This window comes from Kitasatospora sp. NPDC087314, assembly GCF_044744365.1.
Classification (GTDB): Bacteria; Actinomycetota; Actinomycetes; order Streptomycetales; family Streptomycetaceae; genus Kitasatospora.
Genome location: NZ_JBIUYE010000007.1, coordinates 199,360 through 223,662, shown reverse-complemented (window position 1 = coordinate 223,662; position 24,303 = coordinate 199,360). Strand labels below are relative to the sequence as shown.

Genomic DNA, 24,303 nt, shown 5'->3' with positions numbered 1-24,303 from the left:
GGGGGGGTGGGTCGACAGGGCCTCTCAACCCGTTCCGGCCGTCGGGGGGAGTCGGCCGGAACGGGGGCTCTAGGTGGTGCGACACCTCGCCGGTGCGTTGCACACGGTGAGCGCCACAGCTCCACAATATTGCTCTAAGTGAACAGTATCAAGTGGCTGGACGGTCCGGTGTCGCGGGACCTCGCCAGGCAAGGCCCTTTGTACGGAAGGCTTCACCAGGAAGTGCAGGGAAGCCTTTGATCATGTGTTGATCGGTGCTGCGGTTACTGCTGGTACTACGGCGTGTGATCAGGCGGTGCGGGCGCGGTTGCGGGCGGCACGGCGCTTCATCGCGCGACGCTCGTCCTCGCTCATGCCGCCCCAGACGCCGGCGTCCTGGCCGGTCTCGAGAGCCCACTGCAGGCACTGCTCCATGACCGGACAGCGGCGGCACACGGCCTTGGCTTCCTCGATCTGCAGCAGAGCGGGACCGGTGTTCCCGATCGGGAAGAACAGCTCCGGGTCCTCTTCGCGGCAGACAGCGCGGTGGCGCCAGTCCATGGTCGTCCAACTCCTCCTGCCGGCGGGGGTCACCCGATCGGCATAATCGATGGCTTGTGAATGTGAACGCTTTCACGAATCCCGCAACAGCAAAAGAGACCAAAGGCCCACCGGGCCCGGGTGGTCTGTGCTGAGGAGGGATTCGGCAATTCGAGGGACGTTCCGCGGTCGGCACCCGTCAGGATCTGAGGTTGCCGTCGCTGCGATGCGTCCCGATCGCCATGTAGAGGTTCGCAAACCTCGGGCCCGGATACAACCCCCTTCAGGGAGGAATTTTTGATTCTTCGGTGTCGCCTAGCTCACAGCCAGTACTTCTATGGAGTGAAGGGGGCTTGTGCGTTCGAGAAGAAGGGTGAAACCCCCTTCCGGTCACACAATCACACGCAGTGCCCGCCGTACGCCTGTGAAACTGACGCGACTCCTGTCTCCAAGGTGATCCCCGTCAACCTGGAACGGGGCGGGTTCCTCTGAAACCAAGGTGAAGTGTCTGACGTCGTGATAGGTGACGACGTGCTTGCCGGACGGGCCGGCCGGCGGGGCGCCGTCGCCCGAAGGCGTGTACGACCGCAGGATCTGACGGATCGTTCGAGCGGTGCCGAACGCCGTCATCCGGGTGATGCCGAAGACGTCGAGATCAGTGTCGAAGGAGGCGAGCGGCGAGGGGTACACCGGACGGTTGCCGAGGAACGTCCACGGCGAGGTGTTGCTGACTATGGTCAGCGCCAGGCCCGGCAGGTCCTGGTGGCCCGGCAGTTCCAGGGTCACCGGGCCGGAACGGCGCTGCTCACGCTGAGTGACGTAGTGCCGCAGCGCCTGCCCCACGTAGAGGGCGTGGGTGGACTTGCGCCCCGCCCGGCGCTGCTCCTCGACCCGGCCGACCACCCCGGCGTCGAAGCCGAGGCCGGCGGTGAAGGTGAACCAGCGGTCCGGCAGCCCCTCGGTCATCGCCTTGCCCAGGCCGATCGGCCGCTCGCGCCCGTGCTCCAGCGCGTCCAGCAGGGCGCCGGTGGCCTCCACCGGGTCGTTGGGCAGGCCGAGCGCGCGGGCGAACACATTGGTCGAACCGCCCGGCACCACGGCCAGTCGCGGGACCTTCTCGCCCGGGCCGTGCGCCAGCAGCCCGTTCACCACCTCGTTGACGGTGCCGTCACCGCCGAGCGCGACCACCAGGTCGACCGTGCCGTCCTCGGAGGCCGCGCGGGCCAGGTCGCGCGCGTGGCCCCGGTACTGCGTCTCGGCCACGTCCAACTTGAGGTCGCTGCGCAGCGCGTGGATCAGCACGTCCCTGGTGCGGCCACTGGTGGTGGTGGCGTTGTGGTTCACGACCAGGAGAGCGCGCATGGGGAAAGCCTACGGGTCGGTACGGACCAACCGGCGGCTACCCTGCTGGAGTGACCGCAGAATCCTCCGCACCCGTACCCACGGCGGCCCCGGCCCGCCCCCTGCCGCTGACCGTGGGCGCCGCCATCACCGCCCTGGAGGGCGCCGCGCTGGCCGTCGTCGGCGTCTGGGACATGGTGTCCGCGCTGTCCGGCCAGTCCAAGCAACTCGCCCTGAACGAGTTCGGTGGCGTGGTCATCGTGCTGCTCGGCGTGCTGCCGGTGCTGGCCGCCCGCGCGCTGCTCAAGGAGCGTCGTTGGGGCCGCAGCCCGGCCGTGCTCACCAACTCGATCTGCCTGCCGATCGGGTACTACATGCTGGAGAGCGGCGGCGCGATGATCGGCGTCGGCGTGCTGGTCGGCCTGCTCGGGCTGGTGGGCATCGGCTCGCTGCTGAACCCGAAGTCGACGGCGGCCCTGTACGCTCCGCGCGAGGGCTGAGCACACAGGGCCGCCGGGACCGGCCGCCGGTTCGGCGGCCGTCGGTCCTACTCCTCCACGAGGAGCTTCTCCCGCAGCTGGGCCAGGGTCCTGGCCAGCAGGCGGGACACGTGCATCTGGGAGATCCCCACCTCGGCGGCGATCTGCGACTGGGTCATGTTCCGGAAGAACCGCAGCACCAGGATCTTCTGCTCCCGGGGCGGCAGTTGGGCCAGCAGCGGCTTGAGCGACTCGCGGTACTCGACGCCCTCCAGCGCCTCGTCGGTGGCGCCCAGGGTGTCCGCCACGGCCGGCGACTCGTCGTCGCTGTCCGGCACGTCCAGGGACAGCGTGGAGTACGCGTTGGCGGACTCCAGGCCCTCCAGGACGTCCTCCTCGGAGATGCCCAGGTGCTCGGCGAGCTCGTGCACCGTGGGGGAGCGCCCGTGCCGCTGGGAGAGCTCGCTGGTCGCCGTGGTGAGCGACAGTCGCAGCTCCTGGAGCCGGCGCGGCACCCGGACCGCCCAGCCCTTGTCGCGGAAGTGCCGTTTGATCTCGCCGACGATGGTCGGCGTGGCGTAGGTGGAGAACTCGACCCCGCGCTCGTGGTCGAAGCGGTCCACCGACTTGATCAGGCCGATGGTGGCGACCTGGGTCAGGTCGTCCAGCGGCTCGCCCCGGTTGCGGAACCGCCGGGCCAGGTGCTCGACCAGCGGGATGTGCATCCGCACCAGCTGGTTGCGCAGCTCGACGCGCTCCGGGGAGCCCTCGGGCAGCGCGGACAGCCGGACGAACAGCGCACGGGCCGCCTCCCGGTCCGGGGCGCCCGAGCGGTGCGGGGCCTGGGTGGGCACCGCGCCGCGCAGGTCCCCGGTCCCGTCCGCCGGATCGGGCGGGGGCGGGGAGGCGGGCGACGGATCAGACGTCGGCTCGGTCGGGTGGCTCATCCGGTGGGCGTCCTTCGGGTGCGCTTCGTCGTTGGCGGCGAGGCCAGGAACGCTCGCCTGGGTCGGTACGGCAGGTCCCGCCGTCGCGAGGCCGGTACGGTCCAGATCACTCACGGCCATTCCCCCGTTCCGTTCCGGGAGCACCGGGGCCTCGGGGCCCCGGCATCGTCTCGTTGGTCGTACCGCGTGGGGGCGGTACCGGGCGCCGCCCGCCCGGCCCCGGATCGGGTGCCGGGCGGACGGCCCTTGTGCGGTGCTGCTGTTCGACGTCCCGCCTAGTGGGTGGCGGGGCCGCCGCGCTTCTTGTGCAGGCTGATCGACACGGTCTTGTCCTCGGCGACCGAGGAGTCGACCTCGCCGGCCAGTGCGGAGAGCACCGTCCAGGCGAAGGTGTCCCGTTCGGGCGCCTTGCCGTCGGTGGTCGGGGCGGCGACGGTCACCTTCAGCGAGTCGCCGACCAGCCGGAACTCGCAGGACAGGACGGAGCCGGGCACCGCCTGCTGGAGCAGGATGGCGCAGGCTTCGTCCACCGCGATCCGCAGGTCCTCGATCTCGTCGAGGGTGAAGTCGAGCCGCGCCGCCAGGCCGGCCGTCGCTGTTCGCAGGACCGAGAGGTAGGCCCCCGCCGCGGGCAGCCGGACCTCCACGAAGTCCTGCACTCCGGGCTCGCCGTCGATCTGGGACACCCTCACCTCCTGGGTGACGCGCTGTGCTTCCGGGCCGGTGGCCGCGGCACTGTCTGTTGCTTGGCTCAACTGCTTCGCCCCAACTGTCCAGAGGGGTGGTGCGGTACGTACCGGTCATACCCTTCGCAGGGCGACCGGACGCCGCGTATCCGCCTGAGACCTTACCGCTTTCCGCACGCCGGCCGGGGCTCGGGAGTCACTCATGGTAAGCCATCGCGACGCAGGGTGGCAGGGGTTCAAGGCGGTCCGTTCAGCGGCCGCCGGCGGCGGCGAGGGCCTCGCCGGTGAGCCGGTAGACGCTCCAACCGTCCATCGGCACCGCGCCGAGGGACTTGTAGAAGTTGATCGAGGGCAGGTTCCAGTCGAGCACCGACCACTCCATCCGGGAGTAGCCGCGCTCGACGGCGATCCGCGCCAGTTCCAGCAGCAGCGCCTTGCCGTGGCCGCCGCCGCGGGCCTGCGGGCGGACGTACAGGTCCTCCAGGTAGATCCCGTGGGTGCCGCGCCAGGTCGAGAAGTTGAGGAACCAGATCGCGAAACCGACCGGCTCGCCCGTGGTGTCGTCCTCGGCGATCAGGCCGAACACCGCCGGGGCGGCGCCGAACAGGGCGTCGCGCAGCTGTTCCTCGGTGGCCACGGCCTCGTGCGGGGCCTTCTCGTAGTCCGCGAGCTCGCGGATCAGGGCGTGGATGACGGGAACGTCGGTCACAACGGCGGTGCGGATCATGCTGCGAGCCTACTGCGCGGGCCCCGTCCCGGCCCAGGACCGGACGGGGTCCGTTCGGCGATCCGCCGGCCCGGGCGGCGGACCGGTCAGCGGGCGGGGACGGTGCCCAGGTAGGCGGCCAGCGCGGAGATCGCGGCCGGGTTGCGCGGGCTCTCCACCAGGTCGACGTAGTCCAGCACGAAGATCCGGTCGTTCCTGATCGCGGAGACGCCGGCCAGCGGCGGGAAGGACCTGAGGAAGTTCCGCTTGGCCTCCGCACCGGTCTCGCCGTAGTTGTTGATCACGATCACCTCGGGATCGCGCTGGACAACGCTCTCCCAGCCGGTGGTGACCCAGGAGTCCGCCAGGTCGCCCATGACGTTGGTGCCGCCGGCCCTGGTGATGATCTCGTCGGCCGCGGCGAACCTGCCCGCGGTGTACGGCTTGTCCTGCCCGCTGTCGTACAGGAACACGGAGGGCCGGCGCCCGGGCTGCGGGACGGCGGCGACCTGCGCCCTGAAGTCGGCGATCAGCTTGTCGGCCCGGTCCCGGACGTCGAAGACCTCGCCGAGATTGGCCAGGTCGGTGTAGAGCGCGTCCAGCGGGGACATCACGCCGCGCTCGGTGCCCTTGCCGCTGCGGCAGGACTCGCTGAGCACGTACGAGGCGATGCCGAGGTCCTTGAGCGCCTGCGGGGTGAAGCCGCGGCCCTCGTCGAAGCCGTAGTGCCAGCCGGCGAAGACCAGGTCGGCCCTGGCGCCCAGCACGATCTCCTTGGTGATCTCCTTCTTGGAGAGCCAACCGGTCTGCTGGTAGCCGTCCTTCCAGGCGACCTGGTCGACCTTGCCCTTGTCGTCGGGCATCACGTAGCCGGCCATCCGGTCGGCGAGGCCGAGGGCGAGCATCAGCTCGGTGATGCCGACGTCGTTGGTCACCGTCCGGGCGGGCTTCTGCGGAAAGGTGAGCTTGGTGCCGCAGTTCTCCACGGTCACCGGGTAGTGGGCGGAGGCGGCGGTGGAGTCGGCGCTCGGGGCGATCTCGGCGCCGCAGGCGGTGAGTCCGAGGGCGAGCAGGGCGGTGGCGGCAACGGCCTTGGTACGCACGGGCCTTCTTTCGAGGTCGAGCAGTTTTCGGGGTCGATCGGTCCGCGGGGTCGATCAGTCTTCGGGGGTGGGCCGGATCCGGTCGAAGAGCAGTTGGGCGGCGCCGGTCACCGGGTGCCGCACGGGAGCGGCCCGGACGCCGAACACCTCGGCCAGCAGGTCGGGGCGGAGCACCTCGGCGGGCGGCCCCGAGGCGACGATCCGGCCGGCCCGCAGCACGTACAGCAGGTCGCAGTGGCCGGCCGCCAGGTTGAGGTCGTGCAGCGCGGTGAGCACCGTCGGTCCGGCCTGCCGGACCAGCGCCAGGACGTCCAACTGGTGGGCGATGTCCAGGTGGTTGGTGGGCTCGTCCAGCACCAGCAGCCGGGGCTCCTGGACCAGCGCGCGGGCGATCAGCACCCGCTGCTTCTCGCCGCCGGACAGGCTCAGGAAGCCCCGCCCGGCCAGGTGTTCGGCGCCGACCCTGCGCAGCGCCCCCGTGCAGCGCGCGTGGTCGCCCGCGCCCGGGCCGCCCAGCCCGCGCCGGTGCGGCAGCCGGCCCATGGCGACCACCTCGGCGACCGTGAAGTCGAACTCGGCGGAGTGCTCCTGGGGCAGCGCGGCCACCCGTCGGGCGGCCGCGCGCGCGGTGAGCGCGTGCAGGTCGTCGCCGTCCAGCCGGACGGCCCCGGCGGCGGGCCGCAGCGCCCGGTAGACGCAGCGCAGCAGGGTCGACTTGCCGCTGCCGTTCGGCCCGACCAGCCCGACCACCTGCCCGGCGGCGGCGTCCAGGGTGACGTCGTGGACCAGCCGGGCGCCGGCCAGTTCGACCGAGACGGAGTCCAGGGCGAGGTCCATCAGCGGCCTCCGAAGGAGTAGCCGCGACGGCGCATCAGCAGCAGGAAGCATGGCACTCCGAGGACCGCGGTGACCACCCCGACCGGCAGTTCGGCGGGCGCCAGCAGGGTGCGCGAGACGATGTCCACCCAGACCAGCAGCAGCGCCCCGGCGAGCGGCGCGACCAGCAGTACCCGGCGGTGTCCGGCGCCGACCAGCATCCGGGCCAGGTGCGGCACCATCAGCCCGACGAAGCCGATCGCCCCGCTGACGGCGACCACCGTGCCGGTGACGGCGGCGGTCACCACGAACAGCTCGCGGCGCAGCCGGTCCGGGTCCACGCCGAGCGAGGCGGCCGTCTCGTCGCCCATGGCGAGCGCGTCCAGCCGGCCGGCCGCGCAGGCCAGGTACGCCAGACCGGCCAGCACGGTGGCGGCGGCGATCGGCACCGAGCCCCAGGTGGCGCCGCCGAGGCTGCCGAGCAGCCACATCATGGCGTCCCGGGCGGCCTCGCCGCGGGCGGCCGCGAAGACCATCAGCGCGGTGAGCGCGGAGAAGCCGTAGGAGAGCGCGGTGCCGGTGAGCACCAGCCGCAGCGGGGTGAGCCCGTAGGCCGTCCGCGCCGCGAGGTAGACCAGCACCATGGCGAGCAGCGCGGAGCCGAACGCGGAGACCGAGATGGCCCACACCCCGAGCGAGGCGAAGGCGCCGAGCAGCAGGACGGCGTTGGCGCCGACGGCCGCGCCGGAGGAGACGCCGAGCACGAAGGGGTCGGCCAGCGCGTTGCGCACCAGGGCCTGGACGGCGACCCCGGTGGCGGCCAGCCCGGCGCCGACCACGGCGGCCAGCACGGTGCGCGGCAGCCGGATCTCCCAGACGATCGCGTAGGCGGCGGCCTCGCCCGCCTCCAGCCGTCCGCCCGTCAGTCCGGCGGCCAGCAGCCGCAGGGCGCGGGGCAGGCCGATCCCGGCGGCGCCCAGTGCGACCCCGCAGACCAGTGAGAGCAGCAGGGCGGCGGCCAGACCGACGGTGAGGGGTGCGGCGGGTATGCGACGGGCGGGCGGGCTCACCGCGCCGCCGCCCACGGGTGCGGTGCTCACGCGCACCTCCGGGTGGTTCTCTCGCTCCGCTCGTCCACGGGTGCGCCTTGCCTCGGGCCGCGGGTGTGCGGGGGCGGGCGCCGGACGGGCGCGGGCCCGGGCGCCGTCCCCTCGCAGTCCACGGCGAGTTGTCGGGAGGTCGGCGGCCGAGGGCGATCGGGCTGGCACGGCCGACGGGCCGCGCTCACCGTTGCGGGTCAGCGCCGGATTCACACCGGACTTCCCCCTCGGACGCCCTGGCAGCATAACAGCCACTCAGGCCAGGCAACCCTTACCTGGGCCGCGATCGGGCGTGGACGCACGACCGCCCCCGTCCGGCGCTGCGGACGGGGGCGGTCGGGTGGCGACGCGTCAGGCTCAGGCCTGCTTGGTCTCCCAGAAGATCTTGTCGACCTCGGCGATCAGGTCCAGCAGGGCCTGGCCGGTGGCCGGGTCGGTGGACGCCTTGGCGGCCGAGGCGGCCTTCAGGGTGTCGTTGACCAGCTGGTGCAGCTGCGGGTACTTCTCGAAGTGCGGGGCCTTGAAGTAGTCGCTCCACAGCACCGAGATGTGGTGCTTGACGGCCTCGGCGCGCTGCTCCTTGATGATGATGGCGCGGGCGCGGAAGTGCGGGTCCTCGTTGGCCTGGTACTTCTCCTGGGTGGCCTTGACCGACTCGGCCTCGAGCCGCGCCTGCGCCGGGTCGTACACGCCGCAGGGCAGGTCGCAGTGGGCGTGGGCGGTGGCGCGCGGTGCAAACAGACGAGAGAACATGGGAGTCCTTCCTTAGATCGTCTTCCCGCGCCCGAGATTACCCTTCCGCCCCCGTCGTTTCGCGATCGGGCGGTGGGCCTAGGGCAAAAGGCGGACCCGCAACCGGGGTATTCCGGACATCGAACAGGGTGACGGTCCGTACGGCAGACTGGGACCGGGTGGTCCGGGAGGAGGAGTCGTGGCGCGGAGCACGGAACCGGAGGGCACGGAACCCCAGGGGCGGGGCCGGCGCGGCGGCGCGGTGCCGTTCGGGCTGGTCGACGTGGCGGGCCCGTCGATGGTCCCGACCCTGCGCGAGGGCGACCAGCTGCTGGTGCGCTACGGCGCGCCGATCCGGCCCGGCGCGGTGGTGCTCTTCCGGCACCCCTTCCAGCAGGACCTGCTGGTGGTGAAGCGGGCCGCCGAACGGCGCCCGGGGGGCTGGTGGTTGCTGTCCGACAACCGGCCGGTGGACAGCGACAGCCGCAGCTACGGCCCGGTGCCGGACGAACTGGTGCTCGGCCGGGTGCTGCTGCGGCTGCGCCCGCGCCCGGCCTGGCTGGCGCCGGGGCGCCGGCTGGAGCGGCTGCTGCTGACCACCCGGCTGGCCCGGGTGCCGGGCCTGGCCCGCCGCCTGGGCGTCTGGGCGGAGGAGCTCCAGGGCGTGTCGGACAAGCCCTAGAACGGGCGCCTACCCTGCGGCGCCGAGGGCCGCGGCCTCCGCCTCCTGGCGCTTGCGGGCCCGGTACGCGGCGACGTTGGCGCGGGTCGCGCAGCGGTCCGAGCAGTACCGGCGGGAGCGGTTGGTCGAGGTGTCCAGGTAGGCGTTGCGGCAGGGCGCGGCCTGGCAGATGCCGAGCCGGTCGGCGCCCAGCTCGGTCAGGTGGACGGCCAGGCCCATGCAGGCGACCGCGCTGAAGTGCGCGGTGGCGGTCGGGGAGTTGTCGGCCAGGTGCAGGTGCCAGCGCGGCCGGCCGGCGTCGTCCAGGAAGTCGTGCCCGGAGACCAGCGGGCTGACCGGGTACTCCATCAGCAGGCTGTTCAGCAGGTCGACGCCCCGGATCTCGTCGCCCTCGGCGGCGGCCTCGAAGACCCCGCGCAGCCTGGTGCGCACCGCCCGCAGCCGGGGCAGGTCGGATTCGTCGGCCTGCGCGGCGGCCCGTGAGGAGTCGGAGAACAGGGCGCGCACCGCGTCCACGGACGTCAGCGCGTCGGTGCCGCGCTCGGGCTCCTCGGTGTTCACCAGCCGAACGGCGAGATCGGCGTACGAGGCGAGCTCCACGGAGGTCCTTCCAGAAGGTCGGTAACGGGCTGACTGCGTCCAGCCTATTACCTGGGTGGGGAAAACGTCGGCGCCCGGCAGGAGCAGCCTGCCGGGCGCCGACGGTACGGGCTCTACAGCACCTTGGAGAGGAACGCCCGGGTGCGCTCGTGCTGGGGGTCGGTGAGTACCTCGCGGGGGTTGCCGGACTCGACCACCACGCCACCGTCCATGAACACCAGCGCGTCGCCGACCTCGCGGGCGAAGCCCATCTCGTGGGTGACGACCACCATGGTCATGCCCTCCTCGGCGAGGCCGCGCATGACGTCCAGGACGTCGCCGACCAGCTCGGGGTCGAGCGCCGAGGTCGGCTCGTCGAAGAGCATCAGCTTGGGCTTCATGGCCAGCGCGCGGGCGATCGCGACGCGCTGCTGCTGGCCGCCGGAGAGCTGGGAGGGGTAGTTCCTCGCCTTGTCGGCGAGACCGACCCGCTCCAGCAGGCCCATCGCCCGCTCCCGGGCGACGGCCTTGCTCTCGCCCTTGACCTGGACCGGGGCCTCCATGACGTTCTCGACGGCCGTCATGTGCGGGAACAGGTTGAAGCGCTGGAAGACCATGCCGATGTCGCGCCGCTTGACGGCGACCTCGCGGTCCTTGAGCTCGTGGAGCTTGTCGCCCTTCTGCTGGTAGCCGACCAGTTCGCCGTCCACCCAGAGGCGGCCGGCGTTGATCTTCTCCAGGTGGTTGATGCACCGCAGGAAGGTCGACTTGCCGGAGCCGGACGGGCCGATCAGGCAGAACACCTCGCCCTGCCGGACCTCCAGGTCGATGCCCTTCAGCACGTGCACGGCGCCGTAGGACTTGTGGACGTTCTCGGCACGGACCATCGGGTGGCCGGTGGCGGTGGCGTCGGCCGGGGTCTTGCTCAGATCGGTCATACGTGACCACCTCCCTCAAGCCCCGGGACGACGTCGGCGCCGGTCTTCGGGGTGGGCCTTCCGGCGAACAGGCCCCGCAGCCGCTGCAGCGGGGTGGGCGGGAGGGTCCGGTTGGAGCCGCGGGCGTAGTAGCGCTCGATGTAGTACTGGCCGATGGTCAGCACCGAGGTGAAGAACAGGTACCAGAGGCTGACCACGATCAGCAGCGGGATGTTCTGGTAGTTCCGAGAGTAGATGACCTGGCCGGCCCGGAAGATCTCCTCCAGGGAGATCACGCTGACCAGCGAGGTGGTCTTGAGCATCGAGATGGTCTCGTTGCCGGTCGGCGGGATGATCACCCGCATGGCCTGCGGCAGGACGATCCGCCGCATGGTCTGGAACCGGCTCATGCCCAGCGCGTGGGCGGCCTCGGTCTGCCCCTCGTCCACCGACTGGATGCCGCCGCGGACGATCTCCGCCATGTAGGCGGCCTCGTTGAGGCCGAGGCCCAGCAGGGCGGCGACGAAGGTCGGGATCAGCACGTTGGTGGACTCGGACCAGAACTCCGGTCCCCACGGGACGCCGATCGACAGCTTGGCCCAGATCAGGCCGAGGAAGTTCCAGAACACCAGCTGCACCAGCACCGGGGTCCCGCGGAAGATCCAGATGTAGAGCCAGGCGGTGCCGGAGAGCAGCGGGTTCGGGGACAGGCGCATGACGGCGAGGACGATGCCGCCGACCACGCCCATCAGCATGGCGAGGACGGTCAGTTCCAGGGTGACGATCATGCCGTGCACGATGCTGTCGTGGAACAGGTACTGCCCGACGATGTCCCACTTGAAGGCGGGATTGGTGAAGAGGGCGCTCAGCAGCATCGCCGCGAGCAGGGCGATGACGACGGCGCCCGCCCAACGTCCGGGGTGGCGGACCGGGATGGCCTTGATGGTCTCAGGCCGTCCCTCCTCCGCCCGCCCCTTGTCCAGAGAGTTCACGGTGTGGCCTCGGGTGAGAGATGAAGCGGGGGGACGGTCAGCTCGCGGCGCCGTTGATGACCGACTTGTCGAGGGCGCCGGCGTCGACGCCCCACTTGGTGAGGATCTGCTTGTAGGTGCCGTCGTCGATCAGCGACTGGACGGCGCCCTGGATCGCGGGGGTGAGCTTGGAGCCCTTGGCGACGGCGACGCCGTAGGGGGCCACGCCGTAGGTGGAGCCGAGCTTCTCCAGCTGGCCGCCGGACTGCTTGATCGCGTAGTCGACGACCTGGGAGTCGGCCATCAGGGCCTGGTCGCGGCCGGAGACGACGGCGTTGGTGACGTCCGTCTGGAGGTCGAACTTGTCGCCGTCGTTCTGGATGCCCGGCTTCCCGGCCTTGGCGCACTCCGGGTTGCGGGTGTCCTTGATCTCGTCGGCCTGGGTGGTGCCGGTCTGGACGGCGACCTTCTTGCCGCAGAGGTCGTTGGGGTCGACCTTGTCGGGGTTGCCCTTCTTGACCGCGACGGCGCTGCCGGAGTTGAAGTAGGTCACCATGTCGACGATCTGCTCGCGCTCCTTGTTGTCCGTGAAGGACGACATGCCGAGCTGGAACTTGTTCGACTGGATGCCCGGGATGATCGCGGTGAAGCCGGAGTCCTGGACGTCGGCCTTCAGGCCGAGCTTGGCCGCGATGGCGTTGGCCAGGTCCACGTCCATGCCGATGACCTTGCCGCTGTCGTCCTTGAACTCGTCCGGCGCGTACGAGGCGTCCGAGCCGACCACGAGCTTGCCGGAGGACTTGACGTCGGCGGGGACGAGGGCGGCCAGCTTGTCGTCGGCCTTCACCTCGTTGACGGTCGCGGAGGCGTTGGGCGCGCCGCCGCCGTTGTCGCTCTTGCTGCTGCTGCAGCCGGTCAGGACGAGGGTCACGGAGGCGGCAACCGCGCCGGCCGCGAGGAGCCGGGTGCGCTGGGTACGGGCGGTCATGAGGGGGATCTCCTCCTGAGGGAGAGGTCGGGCGGAGCGCGCCGCGGGGGGCGGCACACCGGGGTACGGCGCTGTACGGGTGTATTTCGCTGTACGTCGTCGTACGTGCGGGCCGGGTGGTGCGGTGCCTGTGCGGGCGAACCGCGCAGGTTGGTGCGGGGTACTGCTTGCGCCACCCTCCGCCGAGGTGGACGTCGAGCGAACCGCCTCGACCAGGGGCCGGCTCGATCCGAGATGGGGGGAATCCTGCCATCTGAGGACGGTCAGATGGCCCTCATCCAGGTCAAAATCGGATAACGAGGGTTCGGGTTGTCCGCTATTCGGACTTATTCAGCGTCGCTGTCACTCCGTGCATAAGTATGCAGATCCCTCTGTCAGGTGGCCGGAGGCCCGCCGTCCGGCGTGACGGTGGAGCGCGGGTGGACGCGACATGGCGGACGGGCGATCCCGCCATCCCGCCCTGCCGGGCCCGGCGGCGGGTGTGTCAGAATTCGGTACCGGGTGACCCCCGAACGCTCGAACCAGACCGACGAGTCCCGACAGGCTCGGGGTGTCCGGGAACGGAAGTCATCACGTGGCTCCGTATCCGGGGCGCCGACTCCCCTTCGCGTCTGCGTTCACTCCTGCGGGTGCGCGTGCGCCATCGCCGTCGCCGCCGCCGGAGCCCGGCGCTTCCGACGCCGGGCCCCAGTGACGCGACAGCTCGGCGATGAACTGCACGTGACGAGGACGAAAAGGCATAGGTGCGATGCCTTTGTCCGTCCTACGCTCGGCCCGGAAGCACAACGCGGACAAACAAGACCCATAAACCCTCATCCGAGGGCGCCGCCCGACGGCAGCGCCCCGACCCAGCCCCCGGGTCCGCTTCGGCGTACCCGGTTTCCGGTTTCCGGACGGGTCGTCCTGCCCGTCGGCCGTGCACCCTCGCCAGATCAATGACGAAGAGGTCATCGTGGCAGCGGAGATCATGCACAGCAGCACCCAGGACACCGACGATCCGATCGACGCCGTCTTCGCGCTCCACCGCGGCGGCAAGATGGAGATCCGGGCGACCGTCCCGGTGCGCGACGCGGACGACCTGTCCCTCGCCTACACCCCGGGTGTCGCCCGCGTCTGCACGGCCATCGCCGAGCAGCCGGAGCTGGTCAACGACTACACCTGGAAGTCCAACACCGTCGCCGTGGTCACCGACGGCACCGCCGTGCTGGGCCTCGGCGACATCGGCCCGGAGGCCTCCCTGCCCGTGATGGAGGGCAAGGCCATCCTGTTCAAGCAGTTCGGCGGCGTGGACGCGGTGCCGATCGCGCTGGCCTGCACCGAGGTCGACGAGATCGTCGAGACCGTGGTCCGGCTGGCCCCCTCCTTCGGCGGCGTCAACCTGGAGGACATCTCCGCCCCCCGCTGCTTCGAGATCGAGCGCCGGCTCCAGGAGGCCGTGGACATCCCGGTCTTCCACGACGACCAGCACGGCACCGCGATCGTCACCACCGCCGCCCTGTGGAACGCGGCCGCGGTGACCGGCCGCGAGATCGGCTCGCTGCGGGCCGTCATCTCCGGCGCCGGCGCGGCCGGCATCGCCATCGCCAAGATGCTGGTGGCGGCGGGCATCGGCGACGTCGCGGTCTGCGACCGCAAGGGCGTGGTGTACGACGGCCGCGGCGACCTCACGGACGTCAAGGCCGAGATCGCCGAGCTGACCAACCGCACCGGCCTCAAGGGCTCGCTGGCCGAGGCGCTGGCCGGCGCCGACGTGTTCATCGGCGTCTCCGGCGGCACCGTGCCGGAGGAGGTCGTCGCGACCATGGCCGAGGGCGCGTTCATCTTCGCGATGGCCAACCCCACCCCGGAGATCCACCCCGAGGTCGCGCACAAGTACGCGGCGGTCGTCGCCACCGGGCGCAGCGACTTCCCGAACCAGATCAACAACGTGCTGGCCTTCCCCGGCATCTTCGCCGGCGCCCTGCAGGTGCGGGCCAGCCGGATCACCGAGGGCATGAAGCTGGCCGCCGCCAAGGCGCTGGCCGGCGTCGTCGCCGACGAGCTGACGCCGCAGAAGGTGATCCCGTCGCCGTTCGACGAGCGGGTCGCCCCGGCGGTCACCAAGGCCGTCGCCGAGGCGGCCCGGGCCGAGGGCGTGGCCCGGATCTGACGGTCCGAACCCCGCCGACGGCCGGGGCCGGGACGCGCGTCACACCTGCGCGTGGTTCCCGGCCCCGGCCGTCGCGGCTATCGTCCGCAACATGTTTGCTGCCTACGCCGCACGTATCGACGCCGACGACCCGCTCAGCGGGCTGGAGTTGGGCGAACTCCCCGAGCCGCAGGCCCGCCCCGGGTGGAGTCTGGTCACGGTCAGGGCCGCCAGCCTCAACCACCACGACCTGTGGTCGCTGCGCGGGGTCGGCCTGCCCGCCGGGAAGCTGCCGATGATCCTCGGCTGCGACGCCGCGGGCGTCGACGAGCACGGCAACGAGGTGGTCGTCCACTCGGTGATCGGCCAGACCGGCCACGGGGTGGGCCCGGACGAGCCCCGCTCCATCCTGACCGAGCGCTACCAGGGCACCTTCGCCCAGCAGGTGGCCGTGCCCACCTGGAACCTGCTGCCCAAGCCCGCCGAGTTGAGCTTCGAACAGGCCGCCTGCCTGCCCACGGCCTGGCTGACGGCCTACCGGATGCTGTTCACCAACGCCGGGGTCAGGCCCGGTGACACCGTCCTGGTGCAGGGCGCGGGCGGCGGCGTGGCGACCGCGCTGATCGTCCTCGGCAAGGCCGCCGGGCTGCGGGTCTGGGTCACCGGCCGGGACGAGGCCAAGCGCCGCCGGGCGGTCGAACTCGGCGCCGACGCCGCCTTCGAGAGCGGTGCCCGGCTGCCCGCCCGGGTGGACGCGGTGATGGAGACGGTCGGCGCCGCCACCTGGTCGCACTCGGTGAAGGCGCTGCGCCCGGGCGGCACCATCGTCATCTCCGGTGCCACCTCCGGCTCCAACCCGAGTGCCACCGAGCTGAACCGGATCTTCTTCCTGGAGCTCAAGGTGGTCGGCTCGACCATGGGCACCAAGGAGGAGCTGGCCGGGCTGCTCTCGCTCTGCGCGACCACCGGCGTCCGGCCGGTGATCGACTCGGTGCTGCCGCTGGCCGAGGCCCGGGACGGCTTCGCGCGGCTCGCCAAGGGCGACGTCTTCGGCAAGATCGTGCTGACGCCGTGAGGCGCTGACGTCGTGCGTCCCTGACGTCGGACGGTCTCGACCTCGTGCGGCGCTGACGTCGTGCGTCCCCGACGCGGACCGGCCCGGCACGCTCCGCGGAGCGTGCCGGGCCGGTGATGCGGTCCGGTGTTCAGCCGAGCAGGCGCTTCAGCCGCTCGCCGGCCGCGCCCAAGACCGAGCGGGCCTCGGCCAGCCCGTCGGCGCTCACGCCGCCGTCCCGGGCAGCGTCGCGGACCTGGTCGCGGAAGCGGTCGAGCAGCCGCTCCAGCTCGCGGGCCGGGTCGCCGGCCGGGTCGGTCCGTGCCCACGGCGGCAGGTCGGCCGGGGCGGTCGGGGTGGCCGGCCCGTCCTTGTCCAGGTCGATCCGGGTGACGGTGACCTGCTCGGCCGGCTCGTCGGACGGGTGGCCCCAACGGGCCGCGTCGGCCAGTCCCGACAGGCCCTTGGTCAGCTCCGACAGCCCCTCGGCCAGGCCGGTCGGCCAGTCGCCCTTCGCGGCGTGCTCGCGCACCTGCTGCTCGACCCGGCGCTTGATCCGCAGCGCCTCCTGCTGCGCGGCCGTCCGTGAGGCCTTGGCCTGCTCGCGCAGCCGGCGGGCCTCCTCCTCGGCGGCCTTCGCCTTGGCCTTGGCCGCCTTCTCCTGCTCCCGGGCGCGCTTGGCCTGGTCCTTGGCCTGCCGCTTGAACTGGGCGAACTCCTCCTTGGCGCGCTGCCAGGACTCGTTGTCGCCCCACGGGCCGGACCACGGGTCCCCGCCCTCGGCGCGGTCGGGCCGGGGGGCCTGCTTGGCGGCCTGCCACAGCTCCTCGCGCAGGTCCTTGGCGCTGTCCCGGACGTCCTCGCGGATCGCCCCGGCCAACTGCGCCACGGAGTCGTGGATCTCCAGCTCCAGGTCGTCCAACTCGCCCTGGCGGGCTTCCAGTTCGGTGCGCCCGGCGTCGGTCAGCCGGTAGACCTTGCGGCCGCCCTCGGTGCTGTGGGTGACCAGGCCCTCCTGCTCCAGCTTCGCGAGCCGGGGGTAGACCGTCCCGGCGGAGGGCGCGTACATGCCCTGGAAGCGCTCCTCCAGCAGGCGGATCACCTCGTAGCCGTGCCGCGGGGCCTCGTCGAGCAGCTTCAGCAGGTAGAGCCGGAGCCGGCCGTGGCCGAACACGGGCGTCATCTCAGGCCTCCTTGGTGAGGTCGGGCTTGCCGAGGCCGGCCGGGAGCTCCTTGACGACCACCGGCGCGTCGTCCTCGGGGTCGGGGCGGCGCAGCACGGTGACGCCGCCGGAGACGGTGGTCACGGAGAGGCTGCCCCGGCCGTCGCCGAGCTGGCCGGACAGGCGCTTGGCGCCCCAGCTGCCGCTCAGCTTGAGCCCCTCGAAGGTGCTGGAGATGTCACCGCTGGTGGAGCCGGCCTCGACCTTGGCGTCGGTGACCGAGGGGATCCGGATCACGACCGGGCCGCTGACGGTGGCGACCTTGACGTCGGCCGGGCTGGAGACGTCGAGGTCCAAGGTGACCGCGCCGGTGACGGCGTTGGCCTGGACCCGGTCGGCGGTGCCGGCGACCACGGTGAGCTGCCCGGAGACGGTGTTCACCTTGAGCTGGCCGGCCACCGACTGGGCGTCCACGTCGCCGGTGACGGTGTTGGCGTCGGTGCGGCCGGTGAGCCCGACCAGGGTGGCGTCACCGCTGGCGCTCTGCACCGAGACGTGCCCGGTGATGCCGGAGACGGTGGCGTCGGCCGAGACGGTGCCGACCTTGACCTCGGCGTCGGCCGGGACGGTCAGGGTGATGCCGGCGACCCGCTTGCGCTTGAAGGAACCGAAGAAGCCCTTGACGGCGTCGACCGACTTGAGCCGGTCGCCGAACTCGCTCCAGCTGTTGATGTCCTTGTAGGTGATCGTCAGGACGCCGTCCACCAGGGTCACGTGCAGCGGCTCGCCCTGGAGCTCGGTGACCTCCAGGCGGGCCGGGCCCTCGGCCGCCACCACGTTCACCGTGCCGTCGATGATCCGCACGTGCAACGCCCGGACCGCCTCGTCGATGGTGATCCTGTCGGGTCCTTCGACCGTCCACTGACTCATCTCTGCCGCCTCCCGTTGTCGATCGCGATGTATCGCGTCCTCTGCTAAAGACGATATATCGCGTGCCGCGCAAGTCAAGCGTGCCCGCCCCGATCGCGGCCCCGACTCGTCCCTGAACCGCCCCCGAGGCGCCCCCTACGGGGAGGCCGGGGTATGCGAGGGGCCCGGGAGGCGATCGCCTCCCGGGCCCCTCACCAGCGGTTCACCGGGTCACTCGTCGTCCTCGTCGTCGAGCCGCGCCAGCCAGGTGGCCAGCCGCTCGACCGGGATCTCGAAGTCCGGGTTGAGGTCGACGAACTCGCGCAGTCGCTCGGCCAGCCACTCGAAGGTGACCTCCTCGTCGCCGCGCCGGTTCTCCAGCTCCTCGATGCCGCGGTCGGTGAAGTACACGGTTCACTCCGGTCCGGTGGGGATTGACCTGGTCAGGATAGTCGGGGCGGTCAGCTGGCACGCCAGGTGCTGACGGTGACCTTGGCGGCGCCGGTGGTCGGATCCGCCGCCTCGATCGCCGCGACGGCGACGTTGCGGGTGACCCGGTCGCGGACGCACAGCAGGCGGCCGGGCGCGACCCGGTTGTACGAGAGGTCGGTGTCCGGCCGGGAGTCGATCGCGGCGGCGCACTGCTCGGCGGTGACGGACGCCTCGGTGATCACCGCGAAGTCCGACCGGTCGTCCCCGGTGCTGGCGAAGGAGTTGGCCTTGCTGCCGTTGGCGTTGTTGGTCACCCCCAGGCCCCACTTCAGGTCGTTGGAGTGCGGCACCACGGCGCCCGCGTCCAGGTCGATCCGGTAGGCGTCGGAGGAGTAGTCGGCGCCGGGGATGGCCAGCGACTTCTTGTCCAGCATCGGGGTGTAGCCGGTCGGCCGGGCGGGGGCCGAGACGGAGCTCTGGGCGGACTTCGAGGGCGCGGCCGTCACCGGGGTGTCGGAGGCGGTGGCGCTCGGGCTGGGGCCGGTCGGGGCGGGCGCGGGCGGCTTGGGCTGCCCGGTGGGCTGCTGCGAGGTCGTCGCGGCGGCGTCGCTCTTCCTGCCGTCGTCCAGCTTCTTCATCAGCACCACGCCGCCCGCCGTGCCGCCGATCGCCATCACCAGGGCGACGGTGAGCAGCACCTTCCAGGAGACCCCGCCCTTGCGCCTGGGCTCCGGCTCGGGCTCCGGGGTGCCGGTGACCACCGGGCCGGGCGGCGGGGTGTCGTAGGACGGCGGCTCCGGGTGGAGCCGCGCGGTCGGCGGGGCGGACAGCACCGGCGCGGTCGGCGTCTCGGTGGGCGGCTGCGGGGCGCCGTACGCGCCGAGCGGCGGCGGTACGAAGCCCGGCGGCGGCCCGGCCGGCGGCTGCGGTGGCCGGGCGGGCGCGGTGGCCGGGTGGGTCGGCGCGGCGGCCGGCGGCGGGGGAGCGGCGGGGGCGGCCGGCAGCGGGGTGGGCGGAGTCTGCGGGAGGTTCGAGCGGCGGGTGATCTCGGTGTTGACCTGCCGCGGCAGCCAGTCGTCGCCGAACCGCAGCTGGCCGCCGACCTCCGGGTGGTTGCGGGCGATCCGGATGATCTCGGCGGGCAGGGGCCGGTCCTCCGGGGACTTCGCCAGGCAGCGCTCGACCAGCTCGCGCAGGTCCGCCGGGACGGCCGTCAGGTCGGGCTCCTCGTGCACCACCCGGTAGAGCACCGCGGTGTCCGGCCCGTCGCCGAACGGCGCGGTGCCGCCGGCCACGTACGCGGCCAGCGCGCCGAGCGCGAAGACGTCGGTGGCCGGGGTGACCGGGCGGCCCTGGGCCTGCTCGGGGGACATGAAGGCGGGGGAGCCGATCCGGTAGCCGGTGCCGGTCAGTGCGGTGGCGTCGGCGGCCCGGGCGATGCCGAAGTCGATCACCCGCGGGCCGTCCCCGGCGACCAGCACGTTGGCGGGCTTGAGGTCGCGGTGCACCACCTCGACGCTGTGGATCGCCTGCAGCGCCTCGGCGATGCCGCCGATCAGCAGCAGCACGGTGCGCACCGGCAGCGCGCCGTGCTCGCGCACCACCTGCTGCAGGGACGGGCCCGGGACGTACGCGGTGACCAGCCAGGGGGCGTCCGAGTCCAGACCGCCGGAGTCGATCACCTGCGCGGTGTAGAGCCCGTGGATCCGCTGGGCGTTGCTGACCTCCTGGGCGAAGCGGCGGCGGAACTCGCCGTCCTCGGCGAACTCCGGGCGGACCACCTTGAGGGCGACCGGGCGCCCGCCCGGCGTGTACGACAGGTAGACCCGGCCCATGCCGCCGGCGCCGAGCCGGGCGAACAGCCGGTAGCCGCCGACCTCCCGGGGGTCGTCCGGGTGCAGCGGCTGGAAGACCGGTGGGAGCGGGCCGGCGTCCCGTGGCGTGTCGGCGGTCATGCGGTGTTCCCCCTGGGAGAGCGGTGCGGTCGTCCGACCAGGGCCGGGGCGCGATGACGGGCGCCCGGCGGCGATCTGGCGAGGCATAACCTATCGATCCGCCAGGTGAGCGTGCACGGCGGTGCCGGATTGGTTGCGGAGCTGCGACCTCGGCACGGTGGCGGCGCGAAGCGCGAACGCCCGCGGCCCCCGTCCTCCCGGGTGGGAGGGGCGGGGGCCGCGGGCGTCGGTGCTTCAGCGCCTCGGGGCGTACGGCCTCAGAGCGAGTAGACCTCTTCGATCAGCGCCTGCTGCTCGGCGGCGTGCCGCTTGGCCGAGCCGACCGCCGGGGACGAGGCCGCCCCGCGGGCGACGCGGCGCAGCCGCGAGCCGTTGGCGCTGCGGCCGATGACGACCTGCAGGTGGTCGACCAGATTCATCGCGATGAACGGCCAGGCGCCCTGGTTGGCCGGCTCCTCCTGCGCCCAGACGAACTGGACGTTCTCGCCGTAGCGGGCCAGCTCCTCCTGGAGCTCGGCCACCGGCAGCGGGTAGAGCCGCTCGACCCGGACGATCGCGGTGTCGGTGACGCCGCGCTCGGTGCGGGCCGCCGCCAGGTCGTAGTAGAACTTGCCGGCGGTGATGACGACCTTGCGCACCTGTGCCGGGTCGACGGTGTTGTCGCCGATGACCGGGCGGAACGAGCCGGACAGGAACTCCTCGGTCGCACTCGCCGCGGCCTTGAGACGCAGCATCGACTTCGGGGTGAAGACGACCAGCGGCTTGTGGTGCGGGTTGTGCGCCTGCCAGCGCAGCAGGTGGAAGTAGTTCGACGGCAGGGTCGGCATGGCGACCGTCATGTTGTTCTGCGCGCACAGCTGCAGGAAGCGCTCCGGGCGGGCGGACGAGTGGTCCGGGCCCTGGCCCTCGTAGCCGTGCGGCAGCAGCAGGGTGACGCCCGAGTGCTGGCCCCACTTCTGCTCGGCGGAGGCGATGTACTCGTCCACCACGGTCTGCGCGCCGTTGACGAAGTCGCCGAACTGCGCCTCCCACATGACCAGCGAGTTCGGGCGGGTCAGCGAGTAGCCGTACTCGAAGCCCATCGCCGCGTACTCCGACAGCAGGCTGTCGTAGACGGTGTAGCGGGCCTGGTCCTCGGTGAGGTACTGCAGCGGGGTGTAGTCCTCGCCGGTGTTGCGGTCGATCAGGACGGCGTGCCGCTGGCCGAAGGTGCCGCGGCGGCTGTCCTGGCCGGCCAGGCGGACCGGGTGGCCCTCCATGAGCAGCGAGCCGATGGCGAGGGTCTCGCCCATCGCCCAGTCGATGGTGTTGTCCTCGACCGAGGCGGCGCGGCGCTGCAGCTGCGGCAGCAGGCGCGGGTGGACGGTCAGCCAGTCCGGCAGGTTGACCTGGGAGGCGGCGATCCGCTTGACCATCTCCTGGGAGATGCCGGTCTGGATGTTGACCGGGAAGTCGGCGACCGGCTTGCCGGCGGGGGCCACGGCCGGGGTCTGGGCGGCGTCGCGGACCTCGGCGAAGACCTTCTCCAGCTGGCCCTGGAAGTCCTGGAGCGCCTGCTCCGCCTCTTCCATGGTGATGTCGCCGCGACCGATCAGGCCCTCGGTGTACAGCTTGCGCACCGAGCGCTTCTTGTCGATCAGGTCGTACATCAGCGGCTGGGTGAACGACGGGTTGTCGGCCTCGTTGTGACCGCGGCGGCGGTAGCAGATGAGGTCGATCACGACGTCCTTGTGGAACGCCTGACGGAACTCGAAGGCGAGCCGCGCGACGCGGACCACGGCCTCCGGGTCGTCGCCGTTCACGTGGAAGATCGGGGCCTCGATCATGCGGGCCACGTCGGTGCAGTACATCGAGGAGCGCGAGGACGCCGGGGCCGCGGTGAAGCCGACCTGGTTGTTGACCACCAGGTGGATCGTGCCGCCGGTGCGGTAGCCGCGCAGCTGCGACATGTTCAGGGTCTCTGCGACGACGCCCTGGCCGGCGAAGGCCGCGTCGCCGTGGATCTGGATCGGCAGCACCGGGAAGGTGGTGCCGCCCTGGTCCAGGATGTCCTGCTTGGCGCGGGCGATGCCCTCGACGACCGGGTCGACCGTCTCCAGGTGGGAGGGGTTCGCGGCGAGCGAGACCTTGATGGTCTCGCCGTCCAGGCCGGTGAAGGTGCCCTCGGAACCGAGGTGGTACTTGACGTCGCCGGAGCCGTGCATCGACTTCGGGTCGAGGTTGCCCTCGAACTCGCCGAAGATCTTGCCGTACGGCTTGCCGACGATGTTGGCCAGCACGTTGAGGCGGCCGCGGTGGGCCATGCCGATCACGGCCTCGTCGAGGCGGTGCTCGGCGGCGGCGTCGATGGTGGCGTCCAGCAGCGGGATGAGCGACTCGCCGCCCTCCAGCGAGAAGCGCTTCTGCCCGACGTACTTGGTCTGCAGGAAGGTCTCGAAGGCCTCGGCCGAGTTCAGCCGGCGCAGGATGCGCAGCTGCTCCTCGCGCTCCGGCTTGGAGTACGGCTTCTCCAGGCGCTCCTGCAGCCACTTGCGCTGCTTCGGGTCCTGGATGTGCATGTACTCGACGCCGACGGTGCGGCAGTAGGTGTTGCGCAGCAGGCCGAGGATGTCGCGGAGCTTCATCATCTTCTGGCCGCCGAAGCCGCCGACCGCGAACTCGCGCTCCAGGTCCCACAGGGTGAGGCCGTGGGTGGTGACGTCCAGGTCGGGGTGCTTGCGCTGCTTGTACTCCAGCGGGTCGGTGTCGGCCATCAGGTGGCCGCGCACGCGGTACGCGTGGATGAGCTCCATGACGCGGGCGGTCTTGTTGACCTCGTCGTCGTGGGTGGTGGCGACGTCGGTGGCCCAGCGGACCGGCTCGTACGGGATCCGCAGCGACTCGAAGATCTCGTCGTAGAAACCGCTCTCGCCGAGCAGCAGACGGTGGATCTCGCGCAGGAACTCGCCGGACGCCGCGCCCTGGATGACGCGGTGGTCGTAGGTCGAGGTCAGCGTCATGATCTTGGAGACGCCCAGGCGGGACAGGGTCTCCGGGGCGGAGCCCTGGAACTCGGCCGGGTACTCCATGGCGCCGACGCCGACGATGGTGCCCTGGTTCTGCATCAGGCGCGGCACGGAGTGCACGGTGCCGATGCCGCCGGGGTTGGTCAGCGAGACCGTGACGCCGGTGAAGTCGTCCATGGTCAGCTTGTTGGCGCGGGCCCGGCGGACGATGTCCTCGTAGGCCTGCCAGAAGCCGAAGAAGTCGAGCGTCTCGGCCTTCTTGATGGCCGCGACGACGAGCTGGCGGTCGCCGTTCGGCTTGACCAGGTCGATGGCCAGGCCGAGGTTGACGTGCTCGGGCTTGACCAGGAAGGCCTTGCCGCCCTCCACCTTGTAGCTGTAGTTCATCCCCGGGGAGGCCTTGATGGCCTGGACCAGGGCGTAGCCGATCAGGTGGGTGAAGGAGACCTTGCCGCCGCGGGCGCGCTGCAGGTGGTTGTTGATGACGATGCGGTTGTCGATCAACAGCTTCGCGGGCACCGCGCGGACCGAGGTCGCGGTCGGCACCTCCAGCGAGGCGTCCATATTGGTGGCGACGGCCTTCGCCGGGCCGCGCAGCTGGACCAGCTCGGGGCCGGCGGTCGCGGCCGGAGCTTCAGCGGCGGCCGGGGCGGCGGCCTGGGGGGCCGGGGGCGCGGCGGGAGCTGCGGCGAGCGGCGCGGGGGCCGGCGCCGGAGCGGCCGGAGCGGCCGGTGCGGCGGGGGCGGGCGCGGCCGGAGCAGCAGCGGCGGGCGCGGGGGCAGCGGCAGGGGTCGGCGTGGGGCCGGCCTGGGTCGCGGCCTGGGTCACTGGAGTCACCTCGGTACCGGGCTTGTAGTCGGCGAAAAAGTCCCACCAGGCTCGGTCGACCGAGTTCGGGTCCTGGAGGTACTGCTGGTAGATCTCATCGACGAGCCACTCATTGGGGCCGAAGCCAGTGGAGCTTGCCGAGCTATTGGGGGTTTCAGGGGACTGTGGCGACACGGCGGCAACCGCCCTCTTCCGCTTCCTTTTGGGATGTTTGGACAGCGGGGATTAAGGCTACGCCCCTGACCAGTGATCGCGCAGTCCCC

The 24,303-nt window shown here is 71.7% G+C and carries 22 protein-coding genes and 1 riboswitch; of the genes, 4 read left to right on the top strand and 18 right to left on the bottom strand.

Annotated elements, in window-relative coordinates; genetic code table 11:
- Positions 1 to 288 precede the first annotated feature (288 nt).
- Together ACIO5E_RS17445 and ACIO5E_RS17440 are read right to left on the bottom strand one after the other, a co-directional pair.
- Entirely contained in the window at positions 289 to 540 is a 252-nt protein-coding gene (locus ACIO5E_RS17445; RefSeq protein ID WP_014138019.1) for a WhiB family transcriptional regulator, read from the bottom strand.
- Between the two features lie 369 nt (positions 541 to 909).
- Positions 910 to 1,881, bottom strand: a complete 972-nt coding sequence (locus ACIO5E_RS17440) for a diacylglycerol/lipid kinase family protein (RefSeq protein ID WP_400668298.1) — start codon at positions 1,879 to 1,881, stop codon at positions 910 to 912.
- Between the two features lie 50 nt (positions 1,882 to 1,931).
- Here ACIO5E_RS17440 and ACIO5E_RS17435 point away from each other — a divergent pair, with 50 nt between their 5' ends.
- A complete protein-coding gene (locus ACIO5E_RS17435) occupies positions 1,932 to 2,360 on the top strand; it encodes a hypothetical protein (protein ID WP_400668296.1) in 429 nt (142 codons plus the stop codon).
- A 47-nt stretch (positions 2,361 to 2,407) separates the two neighbouring features.
- On the opposite strand, the gene ACIO5E_RS17430 is transcribed toward ACIO5E_RS17435, so the two are convergent.
- From ACIO5E_RS17430 to sodN, 7 genes are all read right to left on the bottom strand, one after another.
- Complete coding sequence (locus tag ACIO5E_RS17430) at positions 2,408 to 3,286, bottom strand: RNA polymerase sigma factor SigF (RefSeq protein ID WP_400668740.1); 879 nt, start codon at positions 3,284 to 3,286, stop codon at positions 2,408 to 2,410.
- Between the two features lie 275 nt (positions 3,287 to 3,561).
- Positions 3,562 to 3,972, bottom strand: coding sequence for an anti-sigma regulatory factor (locus ACIO5E_RS17425; protein WP_400668293.1), 411 nt, complete (start codon positions 3,970 to 3,972; stop codon positions 3,562 to 3,564).
- Between the two features lie 250 nt (positions 3,973 to 4,222).
- On the bottom strand, positions 4,223 to 4,699 hold the full coding sequence (locus ACIO5E_RS17420) for a GNAT family N-acetyltransferase (protein ID WP_400668292.1): 477 nt from the start codon (positions 4,697 to 4,699) through the stop codon (positions 4,223 to 4,225).
- A gap of 86 nt (positions 4,700 to 4,785) precedes the next feature.
- On the bottom strand, positions 4,786 to 5,781 hold the full coding sequence (locus ACIO5E_RS17415; RefSeq protein ID WP_400668289.1) for an ABC transporter substrate-binding protein: 996 nt from the start codon (positions 5,779 to 5,781) through the stop codon (positions 4,786 to 4,788).
- A gap of 54 nt (positions 5,782 to 5,835) precedes the next feature.
- Positions 5,836 to 6,618 carry an ABC transporter ATP-binding protein gene (locus ACIO5E_RS17410; RefSeq protein ID WP_400668286.1) on the bottom strand — a complete coding sequence of 261 codons (783 nt, stop codon included), beginning with the start codon at positions 6,616 to 6,618 and terminating at the stop codon, positions 5,836 to 5,838.
- Complete coding sequence (locus ACIO5E_RS17405; protein ID WP_400668284.1) at positions 6,618 to 7,703, bottom strand: FecCD family ABC transporter permease; 1,086 nt, start codon at positions 7,701 to 7,703, stop codon at positions 6,618 to 6,620. The genes ACIO5E_RS17410 and ACIO5E_RS17405 overlap by 1 nt, the downstream gene beginning before the upstream one ends.
- A gap of 123 nt (positions 7,704 to 7,826) precedes the next feature.
- Positions 7,827 to 7,965, bottom strand: a riboswitch (cobalamin riboswitch).
- A gap of 89 nt (positions 7,966 to 8,054) precedes the next feature.
- Positions 8,055 to 8,450, bottom strand: a complete 396-nt coding sequence (sodN, locus tag ACIO5E_RS17400) for a superoxide dismutase, Ni (RefSeq protein WP_280676144.1) — start codon at positions 8,448 to 8,450, stop codon at positions 8,055 to 8,057.
- Between the two features lie 277 nt (positions 8,451 to 8,727).
- Between sodN and sodX the strand changes: the two genes are divergently transcribed.
- Positions 8,728 to 9,111, top strand: coding sequence for a nickel-type superoxide dismutase maturation protease (sodX, locus tag ACIO5E_RS17395; RefSeq protein ID WP_400668738.1), 384 nt, complete (start codon positions 8,728 to 8,730; stop codon positions 9,109 to 9,111).
- Positions 9,112 to 9,120: 9 nt separating this feature from the next.
- Here the strand turns inward: sodX and ACIO5E_RS17390 are convergent, their stop codons facing one another.
- The 4 genes from ACIO5E_RS17390 to ACIO5E_RS17375 form a co-directional block, all read right to left on the bottom strand.
- Positions 9,121 to 9,711 carry a CGNR zinc finger domain-containing protein gene (locus ACIO5E_RS17390; RefSeq protein WP_280676142.1) on the bottom strand — a complete coding sequence of 197 codons (591 nt, stop codon included), beginning with the start codon at positions 9,709 to 9,711 and terminating at the stop codon, positions 9,121 to 9,123.
- A gap of 113 nt (positions 9,712 to 9,824) precedes the next feature.
- Entirely contained in the window at positions 9,825 to 10,628 is an 804-nt protein-coding gene (locus tag ACIO5E_RS17385; protein ID WP_400668279.1) for an amino acid ABC transporter ATP-binding protein, read from the bottom strand.
- Positions 10,625 to 11,599 (bottom strand): amino acid ABC transporter permease, encoded by a 975-nt coding sequence (locus ACIO5E_RS17380; RefSeq protein WP_400668277.1) that lies wholly within the window; start codon positions 11,597 to 11,599, stop codon positions 10,625 to 10,627. The genes ACIO5E_RS17385 and ACIO5E_RS17380 overlap by 4 nt, the downstream gene beginning before the upstream one ends.
- Before the next feature lie 37 nt (positions 11,600 to 11,636).
- Positions 11,637 to 12,566 carry an ABC transporter substrate-binding protein gene (locus ACIO5E_RS17375; protein ID WP_400668275.1) on the bottom strand — a complete coding sequence of 310 codons (930 nt, stop codon included), beginning with the start codon at positions 12,564 to 12,566 and terminating at the stop codon, positions 11,637 to 11,639.
- 952 nt (positions 12,567 to 13,518) lie between these two features.
- On the opposite strand from ACIO5E_RS17375, the gene ACIO5E_RS17370 reads away from it, so the two are divergent.
- Both ACIO5E_RS17370 and ACIO5E_RS17365 read left to right on the top strand, forming a co-directional pair.
- Positions 13,519 to 14,715, top strand: a complete 1,197-nt coding sequence (locus tag ACIO5E_RS17370; protein ID WP_280676134.1) for an NADP-dependent malic enzyme — start codon at positions 13,519 to 13,521, stop codon at positions 14,713 to 14,715.
- Positions 14,716 to 14,806: 91 nt separating this feature from the next.
- Positions 14,807 to 15,769 carry a zinc-binding dehydrogenase gene (locus tag ACIO5E_RS17365; RefSeq protein WP_400668271.1) on the top strand — a complete coding sequence of 321 codons (963 nt, stop codon included), beginning with the start codon at positions 14,807 to 14,809 and terminating at the stop codon, positions 15,767 to 15,769.
- Between the two features lie 130 nt (positions 15,770 to 15,899).
- Here the strand turns inward: ACIO5E_RS17365 and ACIO5E_RS17360 are convergent, their stop codons facing one another.
- The 5 genes from ACIO5E_RS17360 to ACIO5E_RS17340 form a co-directional block, all read right to left on the bottom strand.
- Entirely contained in the window at positions 15,900 to 16,931 is a 1,032-nt protein-coding gene (locus ACIO5E_RS17360; RefSeq protein ID WP_400668268.1) for a PadR family transcriptional regulator, read from the bottom strand.
- Position 16,932: 1 nt separating this feature from the next.
- The gene (locus ACIO5E_RS17355; RefSeq protein WP_400668266.1) at positions 16,933 to 17,841 is read right to left on the bottom strand and encodes a DUF4097 family beta strand repeat-containing protein; all 909 of its coding nucleotides are present in this window, start codon (positions 17,839 to 17,841) and stop codon (positions 16,933 to 16,935) included.
- 210 nt (positions 17,842 to 18,051) lie between these two features.
- Positions 18,052 to 18,231 (bottom strand): DUF6104 family protein, encoded by a 180-nt coding sequence (locus tag ACIO5E_RS17350; protein WP_030057990.1) that lies wholly within the window; start codon positions 18,229 to 18,231, stop codon positions 18,052 to 18,054.
- A gap of 50 nt (positions 18,232 to 18,281) precedes the next feature.
- Entirely contained in the window at positions 18,282 to 20,207 is a 1,926-nt protein-coding gene (locus ACIO5E_RS17345) for a protein kinase (RefSeq protein ID WP_400668263.1), read from the bottom strand.
- A gap of 257 nt (positions 20,208 to 20,464) precedes the next feature.
- Complete coding sequence (locus ACIO5E_RS17340; protein WP_400668258.1) at positions 20,465 to 24,214, bottom strand: multifunctional oxoglutarate decarboxylase/oxoglutarate dehydrogenase thiamine pyrophosphate-binding subunit/dihydrolipoyllysine-residue succinyltransferase subunit; 3,750 nt, start codon at positions 24,212 to 24,214, stop codon at positions 20,465 to 20,467.
- Positions 24,215 to 24,303 lie beyond the last annotated feature (89 nt).